The organism is Pyruvatibacter mobilis, from assembly GCF_012848855.1.
Taxonomy (GTDB): domain Bacteria; phylum Pseudomonadota; class Alphaproteobacteria; order CGMCC-115125; family CGMCC-115125; genus Pyruvatibacter; species Pyruvatibacter mobilis.
In genome coordinates, this window is record NZ_CP051630.1 from 623,893 (window position 1) to 648,175 (window position 24,283).

Genomic DNA, 24,283 nt, shown 5'->3' on the forward strand with positions numbered 1-24,283 from the left:
CGGCGATAGGGTCGCGCCCGTAACGCCCATCCCCCAACGATAACGGGAAAGACAATCACCATGGCCCTGCCAGACAACTTCCTCTCCAAGTCCCTTGCGCGCGTTCAGCCCTCGGCCACAATCGCTGTGACCCAGAAGGCCCGCGACCTCAAGGCACAGGGCCGGGATGTGATCGGCCTGGGTGCGGGCGAGCCGGATTTCGATACGCCGGACAACATCAAGAAGGCCGCGGTCGACGCGATCAATCGCGGTGAGACCAAATATACCGCCGTTGACGGTATCCCCGAGCTGAAGGAGGCGATTGCCGCCAAGTTCAAGCGCGAGAACGGTCTCGATTATGCGCCGGAAGAATGCTTCGTGGCGCCGGGCGGCAAGCCCATCATCTTCAATGCGATGGTGGCGACGCTGAACCCGGGCGACGAGGTGCTGATCCCGGCACCGTACTGGGTGAGCTATCCGGACATCGTGCTGCTGGCCGGCGGTGAGCCGAAATTCGTCGAGACGACGATCGAGAACAGCTTCAAGCTGACCGCAGAGCAGCTTGACAAGGCGATTACGCCGAAGACCAAGTGGTTCATCTTCAACTCGCCGTCCAACCCGTCGGGCGCGGGCTATTCGCGTGAGGAGCTGAAGCCGCTTACGGACGTGCTGATGAAGCATCCGCAGGTGTGGATCCTCACCGACGACATGTATGAGCACCTGGCCTATGACGATTTCGAGTTCGTGACGCCTGCGCAGGTGGAGCCGGGCCTCAAGGACCGGACACTGACGATGAACGGCGTCTCCAAGGCCTATGCGATGACCGGCTGGCGTATTGGCTATTGCGCCGCGCCGAAGGACCTGATCGGCGCCATGCGCAAGCTGCAGTCGCAGTCCACCTCCAACCCCACCTCGATCAGCCAGTGGGCGGCGGTGGAAGCGCTCAACGGCACGCAGGATTTCATTCCCGAGCGCGCCAAGGTGTTCAAGGAGCGCCGCGACCTCGTGGTCTCCATGCTGAACCAGGCGGACGGCATCGAATGCCCGACGCCGGAGGGCGCGTTCTATGTCTATCCGACCTGCCGCGGCCTGATCGGCAAGAAGACGCAGGACGGCAAGGTGATTGAGAGTGACGAGCATTTTGCGACAGCGCTGCTCGAGCAGGAAGGCGTGGCCGTGGTGCACGGTGCCGCCTTCGGCCTGTCGCCCTTCTTCCGTATCTCCTACGCAACATCCACCGAAGCCCTGGAAGAAGCCTGCACCCGCATCCAGCGCTTCTGCGGCAGCCTGAGCTAGGGTTGTCCGGATACGGATCAAAAGGGCGGGGCACAGAGACGTGTCCCGCCCTTTTTGTTTGTGGATGTGGTGACGCCGCCAGAGCCGCGCCTTTCAAAAATCCGCTCACCCTCCGGCTTGACCGGAGGGTCTCGTGCGGCAGGCCAGAGCCTTGAAGAGATCCTCCGGTCAAGCCGGAGGAATAGCGGGAGCGGCAGTTGCTGAGGTGACTGCACATGTTCTCTCTCCCCTTGCGGGAGAGGGAGGGGCCCGCGGGCGGAGGCCCGTGGGAGGGTGAGGGGGCGGCAGCGGTGATGGTTGATTTGTGAGGGTGAGTTGGTGGACGGGCCCGTCCCCTCAACTCGGCGCTTGCGCAACCGATCTGTCGCGCATGTCCAAAACTCCGCAGCCCCGGACCTGGTCCGGGGCCTACTCGCCTATGCCCTTCACTGCAGCACCCGCGAGTGGACCCCGGATCGAGTCCCGGGGTGACGGGAAGGAATGTCCGAAGCCTAATACCCCCTCTCCCGCGAGGGGAGAGGTGACCTGACGCGCACCGCCACCGGCCATTCCCGGCTTGCAAATGTAACGATATAACAATACAGATGCGCGTTGTTCCGAATTTCTGGGGAAGGGTGTCCTATGACCAAATTCATTTCTTCAAGCCGTGCCGCGGTAGCGGCGGCGGCCTTCATGTCTGTTGCAGGCATCACCTCCGCTCAGGCGAGCGGCGGGATTTTCGAGGTTATTCATCCGGATGTGGTGGAGGGCGGCATCGAGCTTGAAGCGCTCAACACCTATTTCGCCGAGGATGTTCCGGCGGGTGAGGAGCGCTCGGTGCACGAAATCGCGCTCGGCGTCGGTGTCACCAAGTGGTGGAAGACGGTCGCTGCCTTCGAGATCGCCAATCCGGAAGAGGAGACGGCGGAGCTTGAAGCGTTTGAATGGGAAAATGTCTTCCTGCTGTGGCAGGGCGGCGGCAATGGCGGCCACAATCATGGCCATGACCACGACCATGATCACGGGCACGGCCATGGCGGCGACGTGATCGGCTTCTATGCGGCGCTGGAAGTGCCCAACAAGGCCGGCATCGATGAAGGCGCGCTGGCGCTCGGCCCGATTGCCGAGGTGGGGCTGGGCAGCGTGACGCTGCTGGGTAATCTGTTCGTCGAAGTTCCGTTCACGGATGACGAGGATCCGGGCCTGTCCTATGCGCTCGCCGCGACGACGCCGATTGCCGAGAGCTGGAAGATTGGCCTCGAGGCCCATGGCGATATCGACGAGGCCTTTGGCGACGCGCCGGATTTCGACGACCAGTCGCATTATTTCGGCCCGGCCATCTACAACGCGCTTGATCTTGGCCGCGGCCGGACGCTGGAAACGCGTTTCGCCGTGCTGCCGGGGCTGACCGATGACGGCAGCCGTGATCTGGCCCTGTCGCTGAATGCGGAACTGAAGTTCTAGGCGGCATCTGTCTGTCCCCGGGCCGCCAAGCCTGCCCTGCTATGCCCTGTGCGGCCCGCAGCGCCTCTCCCAGCTCCAGGGAGAGGCGCTTTTTTTGATCTACGCGGCGAGGCCGCTAGTAGCCCATCTGCTGGATCTGGGTGCGCAGGGCGGCGATGCGGGTGCGCGGGTCCGGGTGGGTGGACATGAATTCCGGCGGGCGGCTGCCGCCGGCCTTGTCCATCTTTTCCCACAGGGCGACGGACTGGTGCGGGTTGTAGCCGGCCTTGGCCATGTAGGTGAGGCCGAGGCTGTCGGCTTCAAGCTCGTGGCGGCGGGAATAGGGCAGCAGCACGCCGAATTGCAGGCCGAGGCCCAGAGCTGCCACCAGTGGGCCGCCATAGGCGACGTCGCCTGCGGAGACGGCGACCTGGGCTGCGGTCATGCCGACCTGGCTGGCAAGGCCCTGGCTGTAGCGTTCGGCACCGTGGCGGGCGCGCACATGGCCCACCTCGTGCCCCATGATGGCGGCGAGCTGGGCGTCATTGTCCACGAAATCCATCATGCCGGTGTAAAAGCCCACCTTGCCGCCGGGCAGCACGAAGGCGTTCTTCTGCTTGCTCTCGAAGGCGACATATTCCCATTGCTGGTTCTGCATGTTGGCGGCGCCGACGATCTTGCGGCCGACATTGCGCAGGCGGTTGTTGTATTTGGGGTCCCTCGAAATCTTCTGCTTCTTCTTGAGGTCGCTCCAGGCCTGGGCGGAGAGGGAGGCCATCTGGCCCTCGCTCACCAGCATCAGCTGGTCGCGGCCGAGGGACGGGTTGTAGGCGCAGCCGGTGAACGCCACGACGGAGCCCGCGGCGAGGCCCTGCAGGATCTGGCGGCGGTTCATGCGGATCGGCGCACGGGATTTATCGAGCGTGATGACGGGCCTTGTGTAGGTGTCGGACATGGCATTTCCCCCTGAGACGGAACATCAATTGAGCGGGCACGCACTAAGAGTTCTCGTCAAAGTATAGCGGGAATATGTGCAGGCTGCGACGGGGCGGGCAAAACGGCGCGAAACCGCGCCGGCGGCGGGGCTCCGGCGACATCACGCGATCCCGCGTTTCTCTCGCACAGCTGTGATTTGCCCTGCGGCGCGGGCGCGCCATCATTAGGTCCACCGGGGCATCAGCTCCATCGGGCTGATACGGGTCCGCAGCAAAAAGGCGCCATCATGCTCATCAAACGTCCCCGGCCGTGGGAGATTTCGGAAAACCACGTGACGCCGGAGCACGTGTTCCTCAACCGGCGGTCATTCCTGCGCCATACGGGGGCGGGCATTGCCGGGGCCGCGGTGCTGGGCGTGGCCGGCTGCGGCGAGGCGGCGGAGACGGCATCCGGCGGCGACAGCGAGGCGCAGCTGACCGCCAAGGCCGCGGAGCTGTTTCCCTATCCGAAGAACACGGACATCCCCATCGACCGTCCGCTGACGGATGAAGAGGTGGCGTCCACCTACAACAATTTCTACGAGTTCGGCTCGCACAAGCGGATCTCGCGCGCGGCGCAGGCGCTGGAGACGCGGCCGTGGCGGATCGAGATCAAGGGCGACGTGGAAAGCCCGTTCACCATCGACGTGGATGAGCTGATTGCCAGGATGCCGCTTGAGGAGCGCATCTACCGGCACCGCTGCGTGGAAGCGTGGTCGATGACCGTGCCGTGGTCCGGCTTCCCGCTGGCGGCGCTGGTGGCGATGGCCAAGCCCACCTCGTCGGCACGCTATCTCAAGATGCAGACCTTCCTGAAGCCGAGCGTGGCGTCCGGGCAGAAGCAGTCCTGGTATCCGTGGCCCTATACGGAGGGACTGACACTGGCCGAGGCGACCAATGAACTGGCCTTCCTGGTGACCGGCATTTACGGCAAGCCGCTGCCGGAGCAGTTCGGCTCGCCGCTGCGGCTGGCTGTGCCGTGGAAGTATGGCTTCAAATCCATCAAGTCGATCGTGCGGTTCGAGTTCACGTCCAGGAAGCCGGTGAGCTTCTGGGAGGAGATTCAGCCGAGCGAATATGGCTTCTGGGCTAATGTGAATCCTGAAGTGCCGCATCCGCGCTGGAGCCAGGCGTCGGAGGAGGTGCTCGGCACCGGCCGCCGCGTGCCGACGCTGCTGTTCAACGGTTATGCCGAGCAGGTGGCAGGGCTCTACAAGGGGCTGGAGGGACAGAAGCTCTATTTCTGAGTGGCTGCCGGGGATCGCCCCTGTTTCACTCAGTCTCTTTCCCCGTGTCCCTCCGGCTTGACCGGAAGGCCACGGTAATGGGGCGAGGGCGGAGATGGCATCTCGGCCACTTTGATTGCGGGAACAAACCGGGTCGGCGGCAGTTGATCACCCCGTGTGCGACAGGTGCGCACGGGGTGTTTTTGCGCGCTTGACGTAGTTTAGAATTATTCCAATATATGGACGGACGGGTGATCCCGCCTGTTCAAACAAGGAGCTTTCGAGATGAGTGTTGCCATCAATATCGGCATTGAAGAGAAGGACCGTGAGGCGATTGCCGAGGGCCTGTCCCGCGTCCTGGCGGACACCTACACGCTCTATCTCAAGACCCACAATTTCCACTGGAACGTGACCGGCCCGCACTTCAACGCGCTGCATGCCATGTTCATGGAGCAGTACACGGAGATGTGGCAGTCGGTGGACGAGATCGCCGAGCGCATCCGCGCCCTGGGCGTGTTCGCGCCGGGCTCTTACGCCGCCTTCTCGCGGCTGGCCAGCGTTGAGCCCACAAGCGACGACGTGCCGTCTGCGGAAGAGATGGTGGCGCAGCTGGTGAAGGGGCACGAGACCGTAGCCCGCACGGCGCGGCAGGTGTTCAAGACCGCTGAAGAGGCCGGCGATGAGCCGACCGCCGACCTGCTGACCCAGCGCATGCAGGTGCATGAGAAGACCGCCTGGATGCTGCGCTCGACCCTCGAGCGGGCGTCGTAGGCGTCCCCGGAAATAGTGATTGACGGATGAAAGGGCGGACCTCACGGGTCCGCCCTTTTGCGTTTGATGGTTGCCTCTCCGCTGCCTCACGGCTGCCATGCGCGGTGCCGGGGTTGCGCTCGGGCGGGCGGGGCATAAGTGTGTCGGGCCCGCTGCCGGGCATTCCTCCGGCGGTGCCTGCCCGAAAGCACTCGCCATGACCACCTCTCCGCCGCCGTCGAGCCCGTCTCCCGCCCTGTCCATGCCGCGCTGGGAGCTTGTGGGCATGGTGGCGGCGCTGATGGCGCTCAATGCGCTGGCGATTGATGTTTTCATCCCGGCGCTGACGGAGATCGGCGAGGCGCTGGCGGTGGAGGAGGCCAACCGGCGGCAGTTCGTCATCAGCGCCTATGTGATGGGGTTCGGGGCAGCGCAGCTTTTCTACGGCACCATCTCAGACAGGTTCGGCCGCCGGCCGGTGCTGATGTTCGGCCTTGCGGTCTATGTGGCCGCGTCGGCGCTGGCGGCCTATGCACCCAATTTCGAGTCCCTCTTGGCGATCCGCTTCATCCAGGGGGTGGGCACTGCGGCGACACGGGTGATCGCCGTCTCCGTGGTGCGCGACACCTTCGGCGGGGCGCGCATGGCGAGCGTCATGTCGCTGGTGATGATGGTGTTCATGGCGGTGCCGCTGATCGCGCCCAATGTGGGGCAGGTGATCATCCTGTTCGGCAACTGGCAGTCGGTTTTCTGGGTGACGGGCATTCTCGGCGCGGTGATGGCTGTGTGGAGCTATTTGCGGCTGCCGGAAACGCTGCATCCGGAGTACCGCCTGCCGCTGACTTTCAGCCGCGTGTCAGCGGCGTTCCGGGTGGTGGTCACCACCCGGGCGTCATTCGGCTATTCGCTGGCCACGGCGCTCACCTTCGCGGTGCTGTTTGCCTTCATCAACCAGGCGGAGCAGCTGTTCACCCAGACCTTCGGCATGGGCGAGATGTTCACGCTGGCCTTCAGTGCCATTGCGCTGTTCATGGCGCTGTCCAGTTTCATGAACTCGCGGCTTGTCGAGCGGCTGGGGATGCGGCGGCTGTCGCACCTGGCGCTGAGCCTGTTCCTGGCGCTGATCATGACGGGCCTGGTCCTGGCCTTCACGCTGGGGGACAGCTTCCCGGTGTGGCTGTTCGGCATCCTGATGGCGATGCTGTTTGCCTGCTTCGGCTTCACCGGCACGAATTTCAACGCGCTGGCGATGGACCCGCTGGGACATGTGGCGGGCACGGCCTCGTCGGTGCTCGGCTTCATGCAGACCTTCGTGGGCGGGGTGCTGGGGGCGCTGATCGGCTATCTCTATGACGGCACGGTGGTGCCGCTGTTCATCGGCTATCTGCTGCTGGCGCTGGGGGCTGTCGCCTGCGTGGCGGTGGCAGAAGGCGGCCGCCTGTTCGGGCCGGATGACGACCTGTCGATTGTGCCCGCAGCTGTGCAGGACGCGGACTGAGCGAACGGCCGATTGGGCGATTGGCAGATTGGGCGATCGGCTGATTGCGTCAGGGAGCCCAAAAAGAAAAGGCCGGACCTGCGATACGCTGCAGGTCCGGCCAGTTCTTTGGCAGCCGGTCTATGGGGGGTACCAGGCTGCCGGCGCATGCCGGACCGCAAGGGGAGGAATGGTCCGTGGCATGCTGCCTCGAAGCTCGTCTTGGGGAGAGGAGGCTTCGAAAGATTGCAGTTTTATGTCACTGCGAATGACGAAGATTTAGGCGTCGGCTGCCTCTCCCGCAAGCATCCTGCACACAAGGCAACCATGCACACAGCGCATAGCTCGCCTAATGTGCCCCATCATAGATGCAAGTCACTGATTTTATGTCAGTTTCGGATGTGACCCTATGGTCAGTCCCAGGTGCAAGCCGCGCGGGGGCCACGAGGGGCCTGTGAGGGACTGGGGCCGCTGCGGGGACAGGGCAGGCTCAGTAGGTCCACTCGCGGACTTTTTCGAGCAGGAAGTCACGCATCACGGTGACGCGCTTGGTGTCCCGCAGTTCCGCCGGATAGACGAAGAAGGTGTCGAAATGCGGCACCTCGGCCTCCGGCAGGATGCGGGTCAGGTCCGGGTGGTGGCGGATGATGTAGTCCGGCAGGCAGCCGATGCCGAAGCCGGATTCAACAGCCTTGAGCACGCCATAGATGTTGTTGACCCGGAAATAGGGCTCGCGCGGGCCCTTGCTGCCGCGGCCGGCACGCTCGAGCCAGTTCACGTCCTGCAGAGCGGCAGGCACGTTGTCGCCATAGACGACGATGTCGTGGTTATCCAGCTCCTCCAGCGTCTTCGGCTCACCGCCCTTGCGGGCGAGGTAATCACGCGTGGCATAGAGGTGGTAATGCACGCGGAAGAGCTTGCGCTGCACGAGATCCTGCTGCACGGGCGGGTGAAAGCGCACGGCCACATCCGCCTCGCGCATGGAGAGGTCGAGCTCGCGGTCTGACACAATCAGGTGCAGGTTGATCTTGGGGTAGCGGTCGGTGAATTCCTTCAGGCGCGGCACCAGCCAGTTGGCGCCGAAGCCCACCGTGGTGGTGAGCTTGAGATCACCGGACGGTTCGCCCTTGGTCTCGCGCAGGCGGTTTTCGGTATCTGCCAGGCGGGTGAAGACTTCGCGGGTGGTTCCGTAGAGCACTTCGCCCGTCTCGGTCAGCAGCAGGCCGCGCGCGTGACGGTGGAAGAGGGTGAGGCCCAGCGAGTCCTCAAGCGCCGAGATCTGCCGGCTGACGGCGGACTGGCTGAGATTCAGCTGTTCGCTTGCATGGGTGAAGCTGCCTGCCTCCGCCGCCGCGTGGAAAATGCGCAGCTTGTCCCAATCCATCAGTCCCTGGCCCCTGCCTGCTTGCCGCAGCGTTTTTTCGCTATTGAACGAGTGTCATATATCCGACGTGAGGTGATTCGGCGCAAGAGCAATAGCTGTCAAACTTGTCCGCCAGAATGAAACCAATGGAAAGCCAGTGTGACTGGTGGCGATCCATCCTGTCGCCTAGACCTGTTCCACCTCTTCCCTTCACGGATGATGACGGATGATCCGATGACCCCGGACCTTGTGATCTTCGACTGCGACGGCGTTCTCGTGGACAGCGAGACCATTTCCAACGTCATGCTGGCGGAGGCCGTGACCGCGCTGGGCTGGCCGACGACGGCGGCGGACAGCCACAGGCGCTTTCGCGGGCGGTCGATCATGTCGACGGTGAAGATCATCGAAGCGGAGCTCGGGGGACCGGTGCCCGAGGACTGGGCTATTGCCACCCGCACCCGCATCCGCGAGGCGGTGGAGGGCAGCGTGACGGCCATTCCCGGCGTCGAGGCGGTGGTGTCGCAGGTTGCGGGTGCCGGGCTGCCGCGCTGCGTGGGCTCGTCGAGCGGGCCGGATTATCTGGAGCGGGTGCTGGCGCGGACGGGGCTTGCTGCGCATTTCGGCGCGGATGTGTTCAGCGCCTATATGGTCGAGAACGGCAAGCCCGCGCCGGACCTGTTCCTGTTTGCCGCCGCGCAGATGGGCCATGCGCCGCAGAGCTGCGTGGTGATTGAGGATACGGTGCCGGGTGTCGAGGCCGGGATGGCCGCGGGCATGCGCGTCATCGGCTATGCGGGTGATCCGCATACGGATGCGGACGCGCTTGCGCAGGCCGGGGCCCGGGTGGTGCGTGACATGACCGAAGTGCCGGCGCTGCTGGGCCTGTGAGGACGGGCCGCGCATGTCCGCCAGCCCTTCGGCTTGACCGGAGGGTCTCTCTCCGTGTGCCCGAGCCTCTAAGAGATCCTCCGGTCAAGCCGGAGGAATAGCGGTGGGTATGCGGATGCCGGAACTTGCCCCTCTCCCCTTGCGGGAGAGGGAGGGGCCCGCGGGCATAAGCCCGTGGGAGGGTGAGGGGGCGGCAGCGGTGGTGATGGGTCTCTGACGGTGTGGCATGTGGACAGGCCCACCCCCTCACCCGGTGCTGCGCACCGACCTCTCCCGCAAGGGGAGAGGTGATTTTTCTCGCGCCCTGTGCCCCTAACACCGCCATTCCCCGGTCAAGCCGGACAATGGCGGGTGTGTTGAGGATGGTGATGCCTGGAGACTGCAGCGTCAGAACTGCTCGTTGTGCAGGGCGATCTGCATGCGGTTCCAGTTGTTGATCATCACCACCACGAGGGTGATCGCGTCGATGTGCTCCTGGCTGAAATGGTCGGCGAGGTCGCGGTGCAGGGCCGTGAGGTTCTCGCCGGTGCCGCGGGTGGTCAGGGCTTCGGCCCAGGCGAGGGCTGCGCGTTCAGCCGGGGTGTAGTCATCCACGTGGCGCCAGACGACGAGATGGTCGAGGCGGGCTTCGGCCTCGTTGTCCTCGCGGGCTTCGCGGATATGCATGTTGACGCAGAAGGCGCAGCCATTGATCTGCGACACGCGCAGCTTGATCAGGTGGCGGAGCAGCGGGTCGAGGCCCGCATTGTCGAGGAAGGCCTCGACATCGGTGAAGGCCTTAACGGCCTTGGCTGCGGTCTTGTAGATGGTGACGCGGTTACCGGACATGAAAAACCCCTTTGCGGACCGTGTGTCTGATGGCGCTGTGCGCCGTGTAAGACAGGACGATCTGCAAAGGGGCTGTGTGACGGATCCAATGCCGGATCCGGCGTTTTTCTTACTCTGCGGCCACCTTGCCGCCGACAGCCTCGAGTTCGGCGAGGAACTTTTCGGCCTCAAGGGCGGCCATGCAGCCCATGCCGGCGGCGGTCACCGCCTGGCGGTAGGTTTCATCGGTCACGTCACCGGCGGCATAGACACCGCGGATGTTGGTGGCGGTCGAATCCGGCTCGGTGATGATGTAGCCGGAGTCCTTCATCTCCACCTGGCCGCGGAAGATCTCGGTCGCGGGCTTGTGGCCGATGGCGATGAACACGCCGTCGGTTTCAAGCTCCTTGGTGGCGCCGGTCCTGGTGTCTTTCAGGCGGACGCCGGTGACACCCAGCGGGTCCTCGCCGCCGAGGATCTCATCGACGGTCTGGTTCCACTCGACGGAAATCTTCTCGTGGTTGAGCAGGCGGTCCTGGAGGATGCGCTCGGCGCGCAGCTCGTCGCGGCGGTGCACCAGGGTCACGTGCTCAGCGAAATTGGTGAGGAAGAGGGCTTCTTCCACGGCGGTGTTGCCGCCGCCGACCACCACGACCTTCTTGCCGCGATAGAAGAACCCGTCGCAGGTGGCGCAGGCAGAGACGCCGAAGCCCTGGAACTTGTCTTCAGACGGCAGGCCGAGCCACTGGGCCTGGGCGCCGGTGGCGATGATGACCGAATCCGCCGTATAGACATCGCCGCCATCGCCGATGGCGCGGAACGGTTTGGCCGTGAAATCGACCGACGCAATCGTGTCTTCGATCATCTCGGTGCCCACATGGCGGGCCTGGGCTTCCATCTGCTCCATCAGCCAGGGGCCCTGGATGACGTCGGCAAAGCCGGGGTAGTTCTCGACTTCGGTGGTGATGGTCAGCTGGCCGCCGGGCTGGAGGCCGCGCACCATGACGGGCTTGAGCATCGCGCGGGCGGCATAGATCGCGGCTGTGTAGCCTGCGGGCCCTGCGCCGATAATCAGCACCTTTGAGTGTTTGACGTTTTCATTGGCCATGGTCCGGCCCTCCGCAGTCCTTTTGGGGGAAGAGCGTCCGGGGCGAATCCCCAGTATCTTCCCAAGCGCCTTCAACATGGGGCCTTGCTCCTTGGTGTCAATTGCCGGGCCCCATGATGACGGGTCAGCTCACACCAATATGACAGGCCCCGGAAAACCGGGTCCGCAGCGCCCCGGGTGCCCCTCACGAGAGGGGCGAGGGGCGCTGCGGGATCACCTTAAAGGGCGTCGGCGTGCTTGCCGAGGTAATCGGCGACGCCTTCAGCCGTGTCCTTCATGCCCTCGTCGCCCTTCTGCCAGCCGGCGGGGCAGACTTCGCCCACTTCCTCGTGGAACTGGAGGGCTTCGACCATGCGCACAGTCTCGTCCGCATTGCGGCCGAGCGGCAGGTCGTTGACGAGCTGGTGGCGGACAATGCCGTCACGGTCGATCACGAAGGTGCCGCGCAGGGCCACTTCGTCCTGGTGCAGGATGCCGTATTCACGGGTGATCTGCTTGGAGACGTCGGCCACCATCGGGAACTTCACCGGGCCGAGGCCGCCATCCTTCGGCTCCGTGTTGCGCCAGGCATAGTGGGTGAACTGGCTGTCGATGGAGATGCCGACCACCTTGGTGTTGATGCCGGCAAGCTTCTCCACGCGGTTGGAGTAGGCGAGGATCTCGCTGGGGCAGACAAAGGTGAAGTCGAGCGGCCAGAAGAAGACCACGCCGTAGGAGCCCTTTAGGTGCTCCATCAGGTGGAAATCTTCCTTGATGAAGCCATCTTCCATGACGGCAGCGGCAGTGAAATCAGGGGCGGGCTTGCCAACGAGAACGCTCATAAATGTGGCTCCTTCAAGCGGTCACTAAACAGTCGAATGAGTGGGGAGCCGCCCGGGCCTCATGCCAGAGGGGGAGGAGGTTTTGGCCAGGGCTTTAAGGATGCTCCGGCTCCCGCAGGACTGCAAATTAGAACTCTTCCAATTAAATACAAGGCCGCATCCGGCCGGATTCTGCATGGCTGGCCCGTCATTTTGACGCAGGCGCATGAGGTGCGCGGGAATGCGGCGGGCGGCGGGTGATTGCTGCTTGAATGGGCGCGTGACGGGGTGGCTGTGGATAAGCCGGAAGCGTGAGTCTTCTGAATCACTTAGGCGGTGATGCTGCTGAATCGAGTCGGCGGGGGAGCGCGCCTGAGGAGCGTTCGTGAGGTCGTTTGAGCGGTATGCGGACGGTTTTGCGGCGTCTGACGTTCCGGCCTGTGGATAAACGGAAAAAGACGAGTCCGGAGAATCCCTTGGCACCTGCAGCTGAGGGATTTGGTGAATCGCTCCCAGCTGCGCCTAGCGGCGCTCCGGGGGCAGGGTGAAGCCGCGGGCGGCCATGCGGGTGCGGATCTCAGCGGCCGCGCGCAGGGTCTCGGTGAGGGGTGGATAGGTCCAGCTGTCGAGCTCGCCAGTGAGTTCGCGGGCGATGCCGCGGGCGCGCAGGGTATCGTGAAAATGCTCGAACTTTTCCGCCCGCGCCCCGGACACGGGCTCAAGCGGCGCGACGTAGAGCGGGGTGCCGCTGGCGGCTACTTCGGCGGCCATGTTGACGCTGTCCTGGGTCACCACCACGGCGTCGGCCAGGGCATAGAGACCGAGGATCGGGCTGGGGCCGTCGCCGTCCCATAGCCAGGCGCCGAGGCGGTCTGCATGGGCTTTGATCACTGCCTCGTTCTCCGGCCCGGTGCGGCGGGAGGCGGTGATGGCGAGGCTGCCGCCGGAGCCCGCGACCATCTTCTCAAGGCAGGCAAACAGGGCGTCCACATCCGCGGTGCGCATCTGGTAGGCCTTGCTGGGGCCGCCGATGGCGATCGCGATGAGCGGCCGGGGGAGGTCGCTGAAGGCTGCGCGCCAGGTTTCGGCTGCCTCCTTGAGCCGCCAGGGCAGGGCAAGGTTGGGGGAGCCCGTCAGGGGCAGGATATTGTCGGCCGGGGGCATGGCGTCATGCTCGGGCGGCACCACGAGATCAAACAAGGCGGGGCTCACCCGCGGGTCCTGGCACTGGACGGTGAAGGTGCGGGGGCCCGCCATGCGCCGCAGCCAGGCCATGACGGGCACCGAGAGACGGCCACAGCCGATGGCGAGCTGGGGCAGCGGGCCTTCCAGCAGGCGGCGGTTTTCAGGCGACAGCCTGCGGGCGGCAGTGCCCCATAGCGGCCAGGCCGCCTCGGGCAGCCAGCGCCAGGGGGCGCGGGCATCCAGCCGCACGGGCAGGGGGGTGTAGCCCGCCGCCTCGGCCAGGGCCATGGCCTGGTTCTCCATGCCCCGCGCGCCGCCGGACAGCACCCAGGCATCGGGCCGGGAGGCGCTGGGTCGGGCGGCGGATTCCGTCGGGGCTTGGGACATAATCTATCACTAATGCGCAATTATATTGCGTGGCAGGCGGGGGCTGGGCTAGTAACAGCGGCATAACCCGCCGAGTCAAAAACAGATCCATAGATAGCAGGGACGGCCGCCTTCATGCAGCGCGTAAAGCTCGACGCCATTGACCGCAAGATCCTCGCCGAATTGCAGGCCGATGGCCGCATGACGAATGTGGAGCTGTCAAAACGCGTCGGCATCTCCGCGCCGCCCTGCCTGCGCCGGGTGCGGGCCTTGGAAGAGGCCGGGCTGATCCGCGGCTATCACGCACAGCTGTCCGAGCAGGATCTGGGCTTTGACGTCACCGTGTTCGCCATGGTGGGGCTGCACAGCCAGGCCGAGGCGGATCTGCGGGCGTTCGAGGCCCGCGTCGCCGAGTGGCCGCTGGTGCGCGAGTGCCACATGCTCAACGGCGAGATCGATTTCATCCTGAAATGCGTCGCGCCGGACCTCGCCACCTTCCAGAGTTTTCTCACCGAGAGCCTGACCCCGGCTCCCAACGTGGCGCATGTGCGCACGTCGCTGACGATCCGCCGGTCGAAGTATGATCCCGGCGTGCCGGTAGACCTGATGGAGCCGGTGGAGGCGTAAGGGGGAGGGGCAGCCTCCGGTCGAGGGGCTTTTTTCTTTTTCCATCCAAACAACCCGCATCCCTCCGGCTTGACCGGAGGGTCCACTCGCTTTGGCCGACGAGGGCGGCGCGGGTTGCCTGGTGTGCAGCGTGTCCTCATCCTCTGCGGCAAGCGGAATCGAGAGTAGGCCCTCCGGTCAAGCCGGAGGGATGCGGGGTTACTTCGCAGGGCGCGCCTTCTGACCCCTCTCCCCCTTTCGGCAGCTTGTCCGCCGGAAGCAGACAAGGTGCGGGAGAGGGCGGGGCCCGCGGGCGTTAGCCCGTGGGAGGGTGATGGGGCGGCAGCGGTGGTGATGGATTTCAGACCGGGTGCGGGGGGATGGGTTCACCCCCTCACCCGGTGCTTACGCACCGACCTCTCCCGCGAGGGGAGAGGTGATTTTTCGCGGATGCCTGCGTGGTGTGTTTACCGCCCCACAATCCTTGCTGGCCTCGGCTTACTTGAAGCGGACCTTGAGGATCTCGTAGCTCTTGCCGCCGCCGGGGGTGGCTACCTCGACGCTGTCGCCTTCGGACTTGCCGATCAGGGCGCGGGCGATGGGGGAGGAGATGGAGATGCGGCCCTGCTTCACGTCGGCTTCGTTGTCGCCGACGATCTGGTAGGTCACTTCCTCGTCGGTGTCCTCGTCGACGATCTCGACGGTGGCGCCGAAGGTCACGGTATCGCCGGAGAGCTTGGACACGTCGATCACGTCGGCGCGGGCAAGGGCGTCTTCCAGCTCGGCCACGCGGGCTTCGTTGAGGCCCTGCTGTTCCTTGGCGGCGTGATATTCGGCGTTTTCGGACAGGTCGCCATGTTTGCGTGCCTCGGAGATCGCCGCGATGATGCGCGGGCGCTCAACCGACTTGAGCTGCTTCAGTTCCTGCTCCATGGCCGCATGTCCAGCGGCTGTCATGGGGATCTTGTCCATGTCGTTCTTCCATCCACCAAAGCAAAACTCCCTGTCACCGACGGGCCTTCCTTGCGGAAGAGCTGTCCGTGTCAGGGAGGGCGCGCCTTCCCTTCCCAAGGGATGGTTCGCCTCGCACAAACTCGCGAAATGACCCTGAAGGGCAGCGCCTTGTGGCCTGTGGCGGGGATCTGCTGACCGCCGTCGTGCACGGGCCGGGCCGGGAGGCCTTCAGGGACGAAAATAAAGACGCCGGAGCAAGGCCCCGGCGAGAAACCCTAGTTCAAGACATATTCCGCGCGCCGTCAATAGGCTGCACGGGGAATCGGCGCGGGCCCCGGAAGGCTGACATGGTGTCAGCGTTTCCGGGGCAGACCGGGCCTATTCGGCGGCTGTCATGTAGCTCTGCAGGGAGGCCACGTGCAGCTCATCGCCGCGCATGGCGGCAATGGCCTTGGTCGCGGCGATGGCACCGGACAGGGTGGTGTAATAGGGCACCTTGTTCTGCAGGGCGGCGCGGCGGAGCGAGGCCGAATCGGCCAGTGCCTGGGCGCCTTCGGTGGTGTTGAAGACGAGCTGCACCTGGCCGTTGGTGATCGCGTCCACGATATGCGGACGGCCTTCCAGCACCTTGTTGATGCGTTCCACTGCCACGCCCTGCTCCTCAAGGAAGCGGGCGGTGCCGGAGGTGGCGACGATCTTGAAGCCCATCTCGATGAGCTGGCGGGCCGGCGCCACGATGCGGTCCTTGTCGCTGTCCTTCACGGAGATGAAGGCCGTGCCTTCCTTGGGCACGGTGGTGCCGCCGCCGATCTGGCTCTTGGCGAAGGCGACGCCGAAGCTGCGGTCGAGACCCATCACCTCGCCGGTGGAGCGCATTTCCGGCCCCAGGATGGTGTCCACGCCCGGGAAGCGGGCGAAGGGGAACACGGCTTCCTTGACGGCGATGTGGTCGTATTTGCGCTTGCTCAGGTTGAAGTCCTTGAGCTTCTCGCCCGCCATCACGCGCGAGGCGATGCCGGCGACGGGAGCGCCCAGCACCTTGGCGACGAAGGGTACGGTGCGGCTGGCGCGCGGATTGACCTCGATGACATAGATGTCGCCGTCCTTGATGGCGAACTGCACGTTCATCAGGCCGACGACGCCGAGCGCCAGCGCCATGGCGGCGGTCTGCTTTTCGAGTTCGGCGATGATGTCGTCGGAGAGCGAGAAGGGCGGCATGGAGCAGGCGCTGTCGCCGGAATGCACACCGGCTTCCTCGATATGCTCCAGGATGCCGGCCACGAACACGTCCTCGCCGTCGCACAGGGCGTCCACGTCCACTTCGGTGGCGTCGCGCAGATAGCTGTCGATCAGCACCGGGCTCTTGCCGGAGACGACAACGGCTTCCTTCATGTAGCGCTCAAGGTCGGTGACGCCGTGGACGATTTCCATGGCGCGGCCGCCGAGCACATAAGACGGGCGGATGACGACGGGGAAGCCGATGTCCTCGGCGATTTTGCGGGCTTCCTCAGCCGAGCGCGCGATGCCATTGGCGGGCTGGCGCAGGCCGAGATCATCCAGGAGCGCCTTGAAGCGGTCGCGGTCCTCGGCCAGGTCGATGGCGTCGGGCGGGGTGCCGAGAATGGGCACATTGGCTTCTTCAAGCGCTGTGGCGAGCTTGAGCGGCGTCTGGCCGCCGAACTGCACGATGACGCCTGCGAGCGTGCCCTTGCTCTGCTCGACGGCAATCAGCTCCAGCACATCCTCGGCCGTCAGCGGCTCAAAATAGAGACGGTCGGAGGTGTCGTAGTCGGTCGAGACCGTTTCCGGGTTGCAGTTGACCATGATCGATTCATAGCCCGCATCCGCCAGCGAGAAGGCGGCATGGCAGCAGCAATAATCGAACTCGATGCCCTGGCCGATCCGGTTGGGACCGCCGCCGAGGATGATGGCCTTCTTGCGGTCGGACACGCCGGCTTCGCATTCTGCCGCGCCGTTGGGGCCTGTCATCTCGTAGGTCGAGTACATGTAGGGCGTCTTGGCGGCGAACTCGGCGGCGCAGGTGTCGATGCGCTTGTAGACCGGGCGCACATTGAGGGCGCGGCGCTTTTCCGCGACGGCCTTTTCCTCTAGGCCCGCCAGCCTGGCGAGGCGGGCATCAGAGAAGCCCTTGCTCTTCAGCATACGGAAGGCTTTGGCGGTTGTCGGCAGGCCGTGCTCGATGACGCGGGCCTCGGTCTCCACCAGGTCGCGGATCTGCTCAAGGAACCACGGGTCGATCTTGCAGAGCCCGTGGATTTCCTTGTCCGTCAGGCCGTGGCGCATGGCCTGGGCGACGGTGAGCACGCGGTTGGGGGTGGGCTGGCCGAGGGCTGCGCGGATGGCGTTCTTGTCGTCGCCTTCACCAAGGCCCGGCACGGGGATTTCCGTGAGGCCGTCGAAATCGGTTTCCAGCGAGCGCAGGGCCTTCTGGAAGCTTTCCTGGAAGGTGCGGCCGATGGCCATTGCTTCGCCCACCGACTTCATGGCGGTGGTGAGGTGCGGCTTGGCGCCGGGGAATTTTTCAAACGCAAAGCGCGGGATCTTGGTGACGACGTAATCAATCGTCGGCTCGAACGAGGCGGGCGTGACGCCGGTGATGTCGTTGTCGAGCTCATCCAGCGTGTAGCCGACGGCGAGGCGGGCGGCCACCTTGGCGATGGGGAAGCCCGTGGCCTTGGAGGCCAGCGCTGAGGAGCGCGACACGCGCGGGTTCATTTCAATGACGACAAGCCGGCCATCCTGCGGGTTGACGGCGAACTGCACGTTGGAGCCGCCGGTCTCCACGCCGATCTCGCGCAGACACGCGATCGACGCGTTGCGCATGATCTGGAATTCCTTGTCGGTCAGCGTGAGGGCAGGGGCGACGGTGATTGAGTCGCCTGTATGGATGCCCATGGGATCGATGTTCTCGATGGAGCAGACGATGATGGCGTTGTCGTCCTTGTCGCGGACGACCTCCATCTCATACTCCTTCCATCCGAGTACGGATTCTTCGATCAGCACCTCGTTGACCGGGGAGGCATCGAGGCCGCGGGTGACGATCTCGATGAACTCGTCCTTGTTGTAGGCGATGCCGCCGCCGGTGCCGCCCATGGTGAAGGACGGGCGGATGATGGTGGGCAGGCCCACATAGTCGAGGCCTTCCAGCGCCTCTTCCATGGTGTGGGCAATGAGCGAGCGGGGGCTTTCGAGGCCGATCTTGTCCATCGCCTCGCGGAACAGCAGCCGGTCCTCGGCTTTTTCGATGGCGTCCTTGTTGGCGCCGATCAGCTCGATGCCGAGTTCCTCCAGCACGCCCTTTTCAGCCAGCGCCAGGGCGCAGTTGAGCGCCGTCTGGCCGCCCATGGTGGGGAGCACCGCGTCGGGCTTTTCAGCGCGCAGGATCTTTTCCACCACGTCAGGCGTGATCGGCTCGATGTAGGTTGCGTCCGCCAGCTCCGGGTCGGTCATGATCGTCGCCGGGTTGGAGTTCACCAGAATGATCCGGTAGCCGTCCTCCTTCAGCGCCTTACAGGCCTGGGTGCCCGAGTAATCAAACTCGCAGGCCTGCCCGATGATGATCGGCCCGGCGCCGATGATGAGGATGCTGTTGATGTCAGTGCGTTTGGGCATGGTCTAGCTATACTCTCTGGCGGGGCGGCAGGCGGGGGCAGCGGAATGACGGTCAGGCGCTTCACCCCTCACCCTCCCACGCGCTGATGCGCGCGGGCCCCTCCCTCTCCCCGGAGGGGCGAGGGGAACGGAAGGTGTTGCCGCACCCAAATTCCCTCTCCCCTCGGGGGAGAGGGTTAGGGTGAGGGGGGCAGCGTGTGAGGTGAACGGACTGGCTGAATGAAACGATCGGGCATCAACAGAGCACGAACCCTGCGCCGCGGCGGGACGGATGCCGAAAAGCTCTTGTGGTCGCACCTGCGCAATCGGCAGATCGAAGGTGTGAAGTTTCGGCGTCAGGTGCCCGTTGGGCGTTACATCGCTGACTTTCTTTGCGTCGAAGCAATGCTGATCGTTGAAGCGGATGGGGGACAGCACTCGGAGGAGGCCGATGCGGTGCGCACCGCTGCGCTTGAGGCGGCTGGCTACAAGGTCATCCGTTTTTGGAACAATGAGATCCTGGGAAACACGGGGGGTGTTCTTGAAGGGATCAGGCGAGAGCTTTTGCGCCGAACCCCTCACCCTCCCACGGCCTGACGGCCGCGGGCCCCTCCCTCTCCCCGAAGGGGCGAGGGAAAAAAGGTCTTTCGCCGTACCCAGGTTCCCTCTCTCCACCGGGGAGAGGGTGAGGGGGGCTGAGGTGGCGATACGCGCCACGCGCCCTACATCTGCCCCATGACAGACAACCACACACTTGCGCGCCGGATGCTGGCTGACATGTTTTTGTATTACCGCCTCGCACCGCATGGCTTTGCTGCAGGCAGGGATGTCGCGTGCGTGGCGGCGGATTTTGCCAGCCATGATCTGGGGCTCGCCATCCTGCTTGATCCGGTGCCCGATGATCCGCGTGCGGAGCAGCTGATCGGTCTTGGATGGCGCGTGCTCAGCCTCTCCGGCGCGCAGGTGCGCCAGGACCCGGACAGCGTGCGGCAGACGCTGCTCGATACGGCGCAGGCGCTGTCCTGAGGCGCTGATCGTGAAGGCGGGGGCGGGCGTCACTTGCCTTTCGCCTCCGCCATGCGATCAACGAAGCGGGCGAAGAGGTAGTGGCTGTCCTGGGGGCCGGGGGAGGCTTCGGGGTGGTGCTGCACCGAGAAGACGCGGCCGCCATGGGCTTCAAGGCCCGCATTCGAGCCGTCGAACAGCGAGCGGTGGGTTTCGGTCACGCCGTCCGGCAGGGAATTGGCGTCCACGGCGAAGCCATGGTTCATCGAGGTGATCTCGACCTTGCCGGTGGTGAAGTCCTTCACCGGGTGGTTGGCGCCGTGGTGGCCGTGGTTCATCTTGAGCGTCGTGCCGCCCAGGGCGCGGCCGAGGAGCTGGTGGCCGAGGCAGATGCCGAACATGGGCTTGCCTGAGTCGATCAGCTTCTTGATTTCGGGCAGCGCATAATCGCCGGTGGCGGCGGGGTCGCCGGGGCCGTTGGCGAGGAAGATGCCGTCAGGGTTTTCGGCCAGCACGTCTTCAGCAGACGTGGTGGCGGGCACGACCTTCACGGCGCAGCCCTGATCGGCCAGCAGGCGCAGGATGTTGCGCTTGGCACCGAAATCCATGGCCACGACCTTGTATTTGGCCTTGGCGACGCGGCCATAGCCGTCGCCCCAGCTCCAGCTTGTCTCGTCCCACTGATAGGCGTCATCGGTGGTGACGGCCCTGGCGAGCTCCATGCCCTCAAGGCCGGGGAAGGCGCGGGCCTGGTCGAGCAGGGCGTCTTCGTCGAATACACCGTCCGGATTGTGCGCGATGACGCCGTTGGGCATGCCGCGCTCGCGGATGAGGTTGGTCAGCGCGCGGGTGTCGAGGCCGGAGATGCCGATGATGCCGCGGGCCTTCAGCCACTCATTGAGGTGGCTGGTGGAGCGGTAGTTGGAGGGCTCGGTGATGTCGGTCTTGATGACGCAGCCGATGACGCCGGTCGCGGCCTCCTCGTTGGAGGTCTCGAGGTCCTCGTCATTGGTGCCGACATTGCCGATATGCGGGAAGGTGAAGGTGATGATCTGGCCCGCATAGGAGGGGTCGGTCAGCACTTCCTGATAGCCGGTGATGGCGGTGTTGAAGCAGACCTCGCCGGGGGCTGACCCCGTGGCGCCGATCCCCATGCCTTCGAAGATGGTGCCGTCGGCCAGCACGAGACGGGCGGTGGTGGGGCGGTCTTCTGTGTCCCAGCCGGGGGTGCCGCTGGTGAGGGTGGAGCCATCGCCGACTCCCCCCATCCCGGTTTCGGGCAGGCGGGCGTCAGGATTGGGCTCTACCATGATTTGGCTCCCTCGAGGTCGGTCGGGCCGGCCCGGCAAGGGGCCATGCGCATGTGTGATAACAGGGTTTTGCGTGCAGGGGGCTTGAAAATCGCTCAAGCTTGCGCAAATTGGCGCGGAAATTAGCGGGAGCATTGCCCCGCGTCAACCTGTGATTTGGCTGAAATTTGGTATAAAAATCAACAGGTTAAAAGAGGTTGCGGCGTGGTGCCGCTGAAACGGGGGCCTGTCCCCCAACCCCCGGCGCCCGGTGCAGGGCCTGCCGGACGACTCGTTTCTCAACCGGAAGATACCGATCCCATGCGCGACATGTTCAACGCGGCCCTCAAGGACGCGATCAAGGCTGGTGACAAACGCCGGGTGGCCACCCTGCGGCTGATTACGGCGGCCGTGAAGGACCGCGACATCGCTGCCCGCAGCGAGGGCAAGGATGCGGTGAGCGATCAGGAGATCCTCCAGATCCTCGCCAAGATGATCAAGCAGCGGCGCGAATCGGCCACCACCTATGAGGAGGCCGGGCGGCTGGAGCTGGCCGCGCAGGAGCGCGAGGAGCTTGAGATCATCGAAAGCTTCATGCCCAAGCAGCTGGGCGAGGACGAAACCCGCGCCGCCTGCCAGCAGATCATCGCGGACCTCAATGCCGGCGGGCTCAAGGACATGGGCAAGTGCATGGGCGCGCTGAAAGAGAAATATGCCGGCCAGATGGATTTCTCCCAGGCCAGCAAGGCCGTGAAGGACCTGCTGAGCTAGCACGCGCGCCGGTCTCGTTTCTGTTCGCACTCCCTTCTATGTGTCACCCCGCGACTTGATCGCGGGGTCCAGAGCGCTAGGGCACGGCTTGAGCAAGTCGCTCCTGGATTCCGCGATCAAGTCGCGGAATGACAGAGGAGATGGGGAGGGGTAGCGCCCACTATTGTCGCCACCACCAGCAGCAGCACCAACACCGCATCCCTCCGGCTTGACCGGGGGGCCTACTCTCGGAACAGCTTGCCGCAGGTCGTGGATGAAGCGCTCAGGCGTGGGCCGCCGGCTCTCTGCCACGTCACCCATGCGAGTGGACCCTCCGGTCAAGCCGAAGGGATGCGGGTGGGGGGTATCTGACGTGGCTAAACCACCTCCCACCCCACAGATCATCTGGCGCCGTGCCTTTGGCTGTGGCACCAATATCGCCATGCGCTATTCCGACCAGCTTCTTGATGACATCCGCGCACGCATCCGCGTGTCGGAGCTTGTCGGGCGCAAGGTGGGGCTGAAGCGCAAAGGGCGGGAATTTGCGGGGCTGTCGCCGTTCAATCAGGAAAAGACGCCGAGCTTCTTCGTCAATGACGAGAAGCAGTTCTATCACTGCTTTTCCTCCGGCAAGCATGGCGACATCTTCAAGTGGATGATGGAGATGGAGGGGCTCAGCTTCCCGGAGGCCGTGGAGCGGCTGGCGGGGGAGGCGGGCGTTGAGCTGCCCAAGGCGACCCCGCAGGAGGTCGAGCGCGAGAAGAAGCGCGCGGGCCTGATCGACGTCATGGAGATGGCGGACCAGTTCTTCCGCGAACAGCTCGACAAGCCGGTGGCGCGGGAGGCGCGGGCCTATCTGGAGCGGCGCGGGCTCAAGGCCGAGACGATTGCCGAGTTCGGGATCGGTTATGCGCCCGGCGACCGGCAGGCACTGCGCAAATATCTCGCCCTGCGGGATATTACCGACGGGCAGATGGCCGAGGCCGGTCTCATCATTTCCGGAGAGGACATCCGTGAGCCGTATGACCGGTTCCGCGACCGCATCATGTTTCCCATTGGTGACGTGCGCGGGCGGACGATTGCGTTTGGCGGGCGGGCGCTGTCGGCGGATGTGCCGGCGAAATATCTCAACAGCCCGGACACGCCGCTCTTTCACAAGGGCTCCATCGTCTACAATTTTGCGCGCGCCCGGAAACCGGCCTTTGACGCGCAGGCGGTGCTGGTGGCCGAGGGCTATATGGATGTGATCGCGCTGGCGCAGGCGGGGCTGCCGCATGCGGTGGCACCGCTGGGCACGGCGCTGACCGAAGACCAGATCGGCCTTTTATGGCGGCTGGCGCCTGAGCCTGTTCTGTGTTTCGACGGCGACCGGGCGGGGCAGGCTGCGGCCTATCGGGCCGCGGAGCGGGCGCTGCCGGTGCTCACGCCGGGGCATTCGGTGCGGTTTGCGTTTTTGCCGGACGGCAAGGACCCGGACGATCTGGTGAAGACACAAGGGGTGGAGGCGATGCGGGACGTGATCTCGCAGGCGCAGCCGCTCTACAAGGTGCTGTGGGAAAAGGAAGTGACGGGCCGCAGGCTCGACACGCCGGAACAGCGGGCGGCGTTCCAGCGGCAGGTGCGGTCGATGCCGCGGCAGATCCGCGATGACACCGTGCGCGAGCATTATGCGCAGACCTTCGAGGAGCAGCTGAAGACGCTGTTCGGCGGCCAGCAGGGGCGGCTGCCGCAGCGGGGCGGGGCGCAACGGGGTGGCTGGGACAACCGCTTTGACCGCTCCTCCGACCGCAACCGGAGCCGGGGACGCGGCGGGTTCGGCCGTCCGGCGCTGGGGGCGACCCCGTCGCTCAAGCGATCATCGCTGGCCCGTGCGGTGGGCTCGACGGCCAGCCGGGCGCACCAACTGCTTGTGCTGACGGTGCTCAATCATCCATGGCTTGTGGAAGACCATGTGGAGGCGCTGGCGGGGATCAGCACATCGGACGCGTCGCTTGACAGTTTGCTCAATGAAATCATAGATGTAGCCACGCAAGGGGACCATCTTGACAGGACGGCGCTGCACACCCACTTGGAAACCCACGGGTTGAGCCATGTGGCGCACCGGCTTTTGTCCGACCCGACCCTGACCACGGTGACGTTTACCGGCGGGGAAGCGGACCCGGCTGTTGCCGAAGCAGGGTTCGAGGCTACGTTGAAGGAATGCGCGGCGGATGGCCTGAAGGCCGACCTGCAACGCGCGCAAGCCGACTTCGAGATGGATCCGAGTGAAGAGAACGGGGCGCGGCTCCTGCAGATCAAGCGGATGATGCTTGAGCAGGGGCATCATGATCTGACCGGCTGAGACCAGCATGGGCATGAACATGAGCCGGCGCGACCCGGCATGTTTGACCAGGCGGTCTTGAACAGGCGGCCTTAAGGTTTGGTGG

The 24,283-nt window shown here is 64.8% G+C and carries 20 protein-coding genes; 11 read left to right on the forward strand and 9 right to left on the reverse strand.

All coding sequences use genetic code 11. From position 1 onward, the window contains the following. Nucleotides 1–60 precede the first annotated feature (60 nt). Together HG718_RS02930 and HG718_RS02935 are read left to right on the forward strand one after the other, a co-directional pair. Nucleotides 61–1,275 (forward strand): pyridoxal phosphate-dependent aminotransferase, encoded by a 1,215-nt coding sequence (locus HG718_RS02930; RefSeq protein WP_160588979.1) that lies wholly within the window; start codon nucleotides 61–63, stop codon nucleotides 1,273–1,275. Nucleotides 1,276–1,896: 621 nt separating this feature from the next. Then, nucleotides 1,897–2,718 carry a hypothetical protein gene (locus HG718_RS02935; RefSeq protein ID WP_160588978.1) on the forward strand — a complete coding sequence of 274 codons (822 nt, stop codon included), beginning with the start codon at nucleotides 1,897–1,899 and terminating at the stop codon, nucleotides 2,716–2,718. A gap of 115 nt (nucleotides 2,719–2,833) precedes the next feature. Here the strand turns inward: HG718_RS02935 and HG718_RS02940 are convergent, their stop codons facing one another. Further along, nucleotides 2,834–3,652: a M48 family metallopeptidase gene (locus tag HG718_RS02940; RefSeq protein ID WP_160588977.1), complete on the reverse strand. Its 819-nt coding sequence runs from the start codon at nucleotides 3,650–3,652 to the stop codon at nucleotides 2,834–2,836. A 267-nt stretch (nucleotides 3,653–3,919) separates the two neighbouring features. Here HG718_RS02940 and msrP point away from each other — a divergent pair, with 267 nt between their 5' ends. The 3 genes from msrP (at nucleotide 3,920) to HG718_RS02955 (ending at nucleotide 7,145) form a co-directional block, all read left to right on the forward strand. Then, the gene (msrP, locus tag HG718_RS02945) at nucleotides 3,920–4,918 is read left to right on the forward strand and encodes a protein-methionine-sulfoxide reductase catalytic subunit MsrP (protein WP_027844449.1); all 999 of its coding nucleotides are present in this window, start codon (nucleotides 3,920–3,922) and stop codon (nucleotides 4,916–4,918) included. A 264-nt stretch (nucleotides 4,919–5,182) separates the two neighbouring features. After that, entirely contained in the window at nucleotides 5,183–5,668 is a 486-nt protein-coding gene (locus HG718_RS02950; protein ID WP_036266351.1) for a Dps family protein, read from the forward strand. Between the two features lie 196 nt (nucleotides 5,669–5,864). Continuing rightward, nucleotides 5,865–7,145 carry a multidrug effflux MFS transporter gene (locus HG718_RS02955; protein ID WP_160588976.1) on the forward strand — a complete coding sequence of 427 codons (1,281 nt, stop codon included), beginning with the start codon at nucleotides 5,865–5,867 and terminating at the stop codon, nucleotides 7,143–7,145. Nucleotides 7,146–7,614: 469 nt separating this feature from the next. On the opposite strand, the gene HG718_RS02960 is transcribed toward HG718_RS02955, so the two are convergent. Next, nucleotides 7,615–8,508 (reverse strand): LysR family transcriptional regulator, encoded by an 894-nt coding sequence (locus tag HG718_RS02960; protein ID WP_027844446.1) that lies wholly within the window; start codon nucleotides 8,506–8,508, stop codon nucleotides 7,615–7,617. Nucleotides 8,509–8,721: 213 nt separating this feature from the next. Here HG718_RS02960 and HG718_RS02965 point away from each other — a divergent pair, with 213 nt between their 5' ends. Next, nucleotides 8,722–9,375 (forward strand): HAD family hydrolase, encoded by a 654-nt coding sequence (locus tag HG718_RS02965; protein ID WP_160588975.1) that lies wholly within the window; start codon nucleotides 8,722–8,724, stop codon nucleotides 9,373–9,375. A 387-nt stretch (nucleotides 9,376–9,762) separates the two neighbouring features. On the opposite strand, the gene HG718_RS02970 is transcribed toward HG718_RS02965, so the two are convergent. The 4 genes from HG718_RS02970 to HG718_RS02985 all read right to left on the reverse strand — a co-directional run bounded on the left by HG718_RS02970 (nucleotide 9,763) and on the right by HG718_RS02985 (nucleotide 13,662). Further along, nucleotides 9,763–10,203, reverse strand: coding sequence for a carboxymuconolactone decarboxylase family protein (locus HG718_RS02970; protein ID WP_160588974.1), 441 nt, complete (start codon nucleotides 10,201–10,203; stop codon nucleotides 9,763–9,765). 109 nt (nucleotides 10,204–10,312) lie between these two features. Further along, complete coding sequence (gene trxB, locus HG718_RS02975) at nucleotides 10,313–11,290, reverse strand: thioredoxin-disulfide reductase (protein ID WP_160588973.1); 978 nt, start codon at nucleotides 11,288–11,290, stop codon at nucleotides 10,313–10,315. Nucleotides 11,291–11,508: 218 nt separating this feature from the next. Beyond that, nucleotides 11,509–12,111, reverse strand: coding sequence for a peroxiredoxin (locus HG718_RS02980; RefSeq protein ID WP_027845165.1), 603 nt, complete (start codon nucleotides 12,109–12,111; stop codon nucleotides 11,509–11,511). Nucleotides 12,112–12,612: 501 nt separating this feature from the next. Continuing rightward, entirely contained in the window at nucleotides 12,613–13,662 is a 1,050-nt protein-coding gene (locus HG718_RS02985) for a mitochondrial fission ELM1 family protein (RefSeq protein WP_160588972.1), read from the reverse strand. Nucleotides 13,663–13,776: 114 nt separating this feature from the next. Between HG718_RS02985 and HG718_RS02990 the strand changes: the two genes are divergently transcribed. Continuing rightward, nucleotides 13,777–14,268 carry an Lrp/AsnC family transcriptional regulator gene (locus HG718_RS02990; protein ID WP_027845163.1) on the forward strand — a complete coding sequence of 164 codons (492 nt, stop codon included), beginning with the start codon at nucleotides 13,777–13,779 and terminating at the stop codon, nucleotides 14,266–14,268. A gap of 477 nt (nucleotides 14,269–14,745) precedes the next feature. Here HG718_RS02990 and greA read toward each other — a convergent pair whose 3' ends face one another. Together greA and carB are read right to left on the reverse strand one after the other, a co-directional pair. Next, entirely contained in the window at nucleotides 14,746–15,219 is a 474-nt protein-coding gene (gene greA / locus HG718_RS02995) for a transcription elongation factor GreA (protein WP_027845162.1), read from the reverse strand. 360 nt (nucleotides 15,220–15,579) lie between these two features. Beyond that, nucleotides 15,580–18,834, reverse strand: coding sequence for a carbamoyl-phosphate synthase large subunit (carB, locus tag HG718_RS03000; protein WP_160588971.1), 3,255 nt, complete (start codon nucleotides 18,832–18,834; stop codon nucleotides 15,580–15,582). Nucleotides 18,835–19,053: 219 nt separating this feature from the next. Here carB and HG718_RS03005 point away from each other — a divergent pair, with 219 nt between their 5' ends. After that, nucleotides 19,054–19,410, forward strand: a complete 357-nt coding sequence (locus tag HG718_RS03005) for an endonuclease domain-containing protein (protein WP_160588970.1) — start codon at nucleotides 19,054–19,056, stop codon at nucleotides 19,408–19,410. A gap of 138 nt (nucleotides 19,411–19,548) precedes the next feature. Next, nucleotides 19,549–19,839, forward strand: coding sequence for a PDDEXK family nuclease (locus HG718_RS03010; RefSeq protein WP_160588969.1), 291 nt, complete (start codon nucleotides 19,549–19,551; stop codon nucleotides 19,837–19,839). Nucleotides 19,840–19,868: 29 nt separating this feature from the next. On the opposite strand, the gene carA is transcribed toward HG718_RS03010, so the two are convergent. Further along, nucleotides 19,869–21,086: a glutamine-hydrolyzing carbamoyl-phosphate synthase small subunit gene (gene carA / locus HG718_RS03015; protein ID WP_160589025.1), complete on the reverse strand. Its 1,218-nt coding sequence runs from the start codon at nucleotides 21,084–21,086 to the stop codon at nucleotides 19,869–19,871. A gap of 342 nt (nucleotides 21,087–21,428) precedes the next feature. Between carA and HG718_RS03020 the strand changes: the two genes are divergently transcribed. Together HG718_RS03020 and dnaG are read left to right on the forward strand one after the other, a co-directional pair. Beyond that, nucleotides 21,429–21,878: a GatB/YqeY domain-containing protein gene (locus HG718_RS03020; RefSeq protein WP_027845158.1), complete on the forward strand. Its 450-nt coding sequence runs from the start codon at nucleotides 21,429–21,431 to the stop codon at nucleotides 21,876–21,878. Between the two features lie 352 nt (nucleotides 21,879–22,230). Then, nucleotides 22,231–24,198, forward strand: coding sequence for a DNA primase (gene dnaG, locus HG718_RS03025; RefSeq protein ID WP_160588968.1), 1,968 nt, complete (start codon nucleotides 22,231–22,233; stop codon nucleotides 24,196–24,198). Nucleotides 24,199–24,283 lie beyond the last annotated feature (85 nt).

Excerpts from the sequence above, each read along its gene's own strand:
- HG718_RS03005 (WP_160588970.1), top strand. The coding sequence starts at position 19,054 with ATGAAACGATCGGGCATCAACAGAGCACGAACCCTGCGCCGCGGCGGG.
- HG718_RS02940 (WP_160588977.1), bottom strand. The coding sequence starts at position 3,652 with ATGTCCGACACCTACACAAGGCCCGTCATCACGCTCGATAAATCCCGT.
- greA (WP_027845162.1), bottom strand. The coding sequence starts at position 15,219 with ATGGACAAGATCCCCATGACAGCCGCTGGACATGCGGCCATGGAGCAG.
- msrP (WP_027844449.1), top strand. The coding sequence starts at position 3,920 with ATGCTCATCAAACGTCCCCGGCCGTGGGAGATTTCGGAAAACCACGTG.
- HG718_RS03010 (WP_160588969.1), top strand. The coding sequence starts at position 19,549 with ATGACAGACAACCACACACTTGCGCGCCGGATGCTGGCTGACATGTTT.
- HG718_RS02970 (WP_160588974.1), bottom strand. The coding sequence starts at position 10,203 with ATGTCCGGTAACCGCGTCACCATCTACAAGACCGCAGCCAAGGCCGTT.
- HG718_RS02965 (WP_160588975.1), top strand. The coding sequence starts at position 8,722 with ATGACCCCGGACCTTGTGATCTTCGACTGCGACGGCGTTCTCGTGGAC.
- HG718_RS02990 (WP_027845163.1), top strand. The coding sequence starts at position 13,777 with ATGCAGCGCGTAAAGCTCGACGCCATTGACCGCAAGATCCTCGCCGAA.
- trxB (WP_160588973.1), bottom strand. The coding sequence starts at position 11,290 with ATGGCCAATGAAAACGTCAAACACTCAAAGGTGCTGATTATCGGCGCA.
- HG718_RS02935 (WP_160588978.1), top strand. The coding sequence starts at position 1,897 with ATGACCAAATTCATTTCTTCAAGCCGTGCCGCGGTAGCGGCGGCGGCC.
- HG718_RS02985 (WP_160588972.1), bottom strand. The coding sequence starts at position 13,662 with ATGTCCCAAGCCCCGACGGAATCCGCCGCCCGACCCAGCGCCTCCCGG.
- HG718_RS02950 (WP_036266351.1), top strand. The coding sequence starts at position 5,183 with ATGAGTGTTGCCATCAATATCGGCATTGAAGAGAAGGACCGTGAGGCG.
- HG718_RS02980 (WP_027845165.1), bottom strand. The coding sequence starts at position 12,111 with ATGAGCGTTCTCGTTGGCAAGCCCGCCCCTGATTTCACTGCCGCTGCC.
- carB (WP_160588971.1), bottom strand. The coding sequence starts at position 18,834 with ATGCCCAAACGCACTGACATCAACAGCATCCTCATCATCGGCGCCGGG.
- carA (WP_160589025.1), bottom strand. The coding sequence starts at position 21,086 with ATGGGGGGAGTCGGCGATGGCTCCACCCTCACCAGCGGCACCCCCGGC.
- HG718_RS03020 (WP_027845158.1), top strand. The coding sequence starts at position 21,429 with ATGCGCGACATGTTCAACGCGGCCCTCAAGGACGCGATCAAGGCTGGT.
- HG718_RS02930 (WP_160588979.1), top strand. The coding sequence starts at position 61 with ATGGCCCTGCCAGACAACTTCCTCTCCAAGTCCCTTGCGCGCGTTCAG.
- HG718_RS02960 (WP_027844446.1), bottom strand. The coding sequence starts at position 8,508 with ATGGATTGGGACAAGCTGCGCATTTTCCACGCGGCGGCGGAGGCAGGC.
- HG718_RS02955 (WP_160588976.1), top strand. The coding sequence starts at position 5,865 with ATGACCACCTCTCCGCCGCCGTCGAGCCCGTCTCCCGCCCTGTCCATG.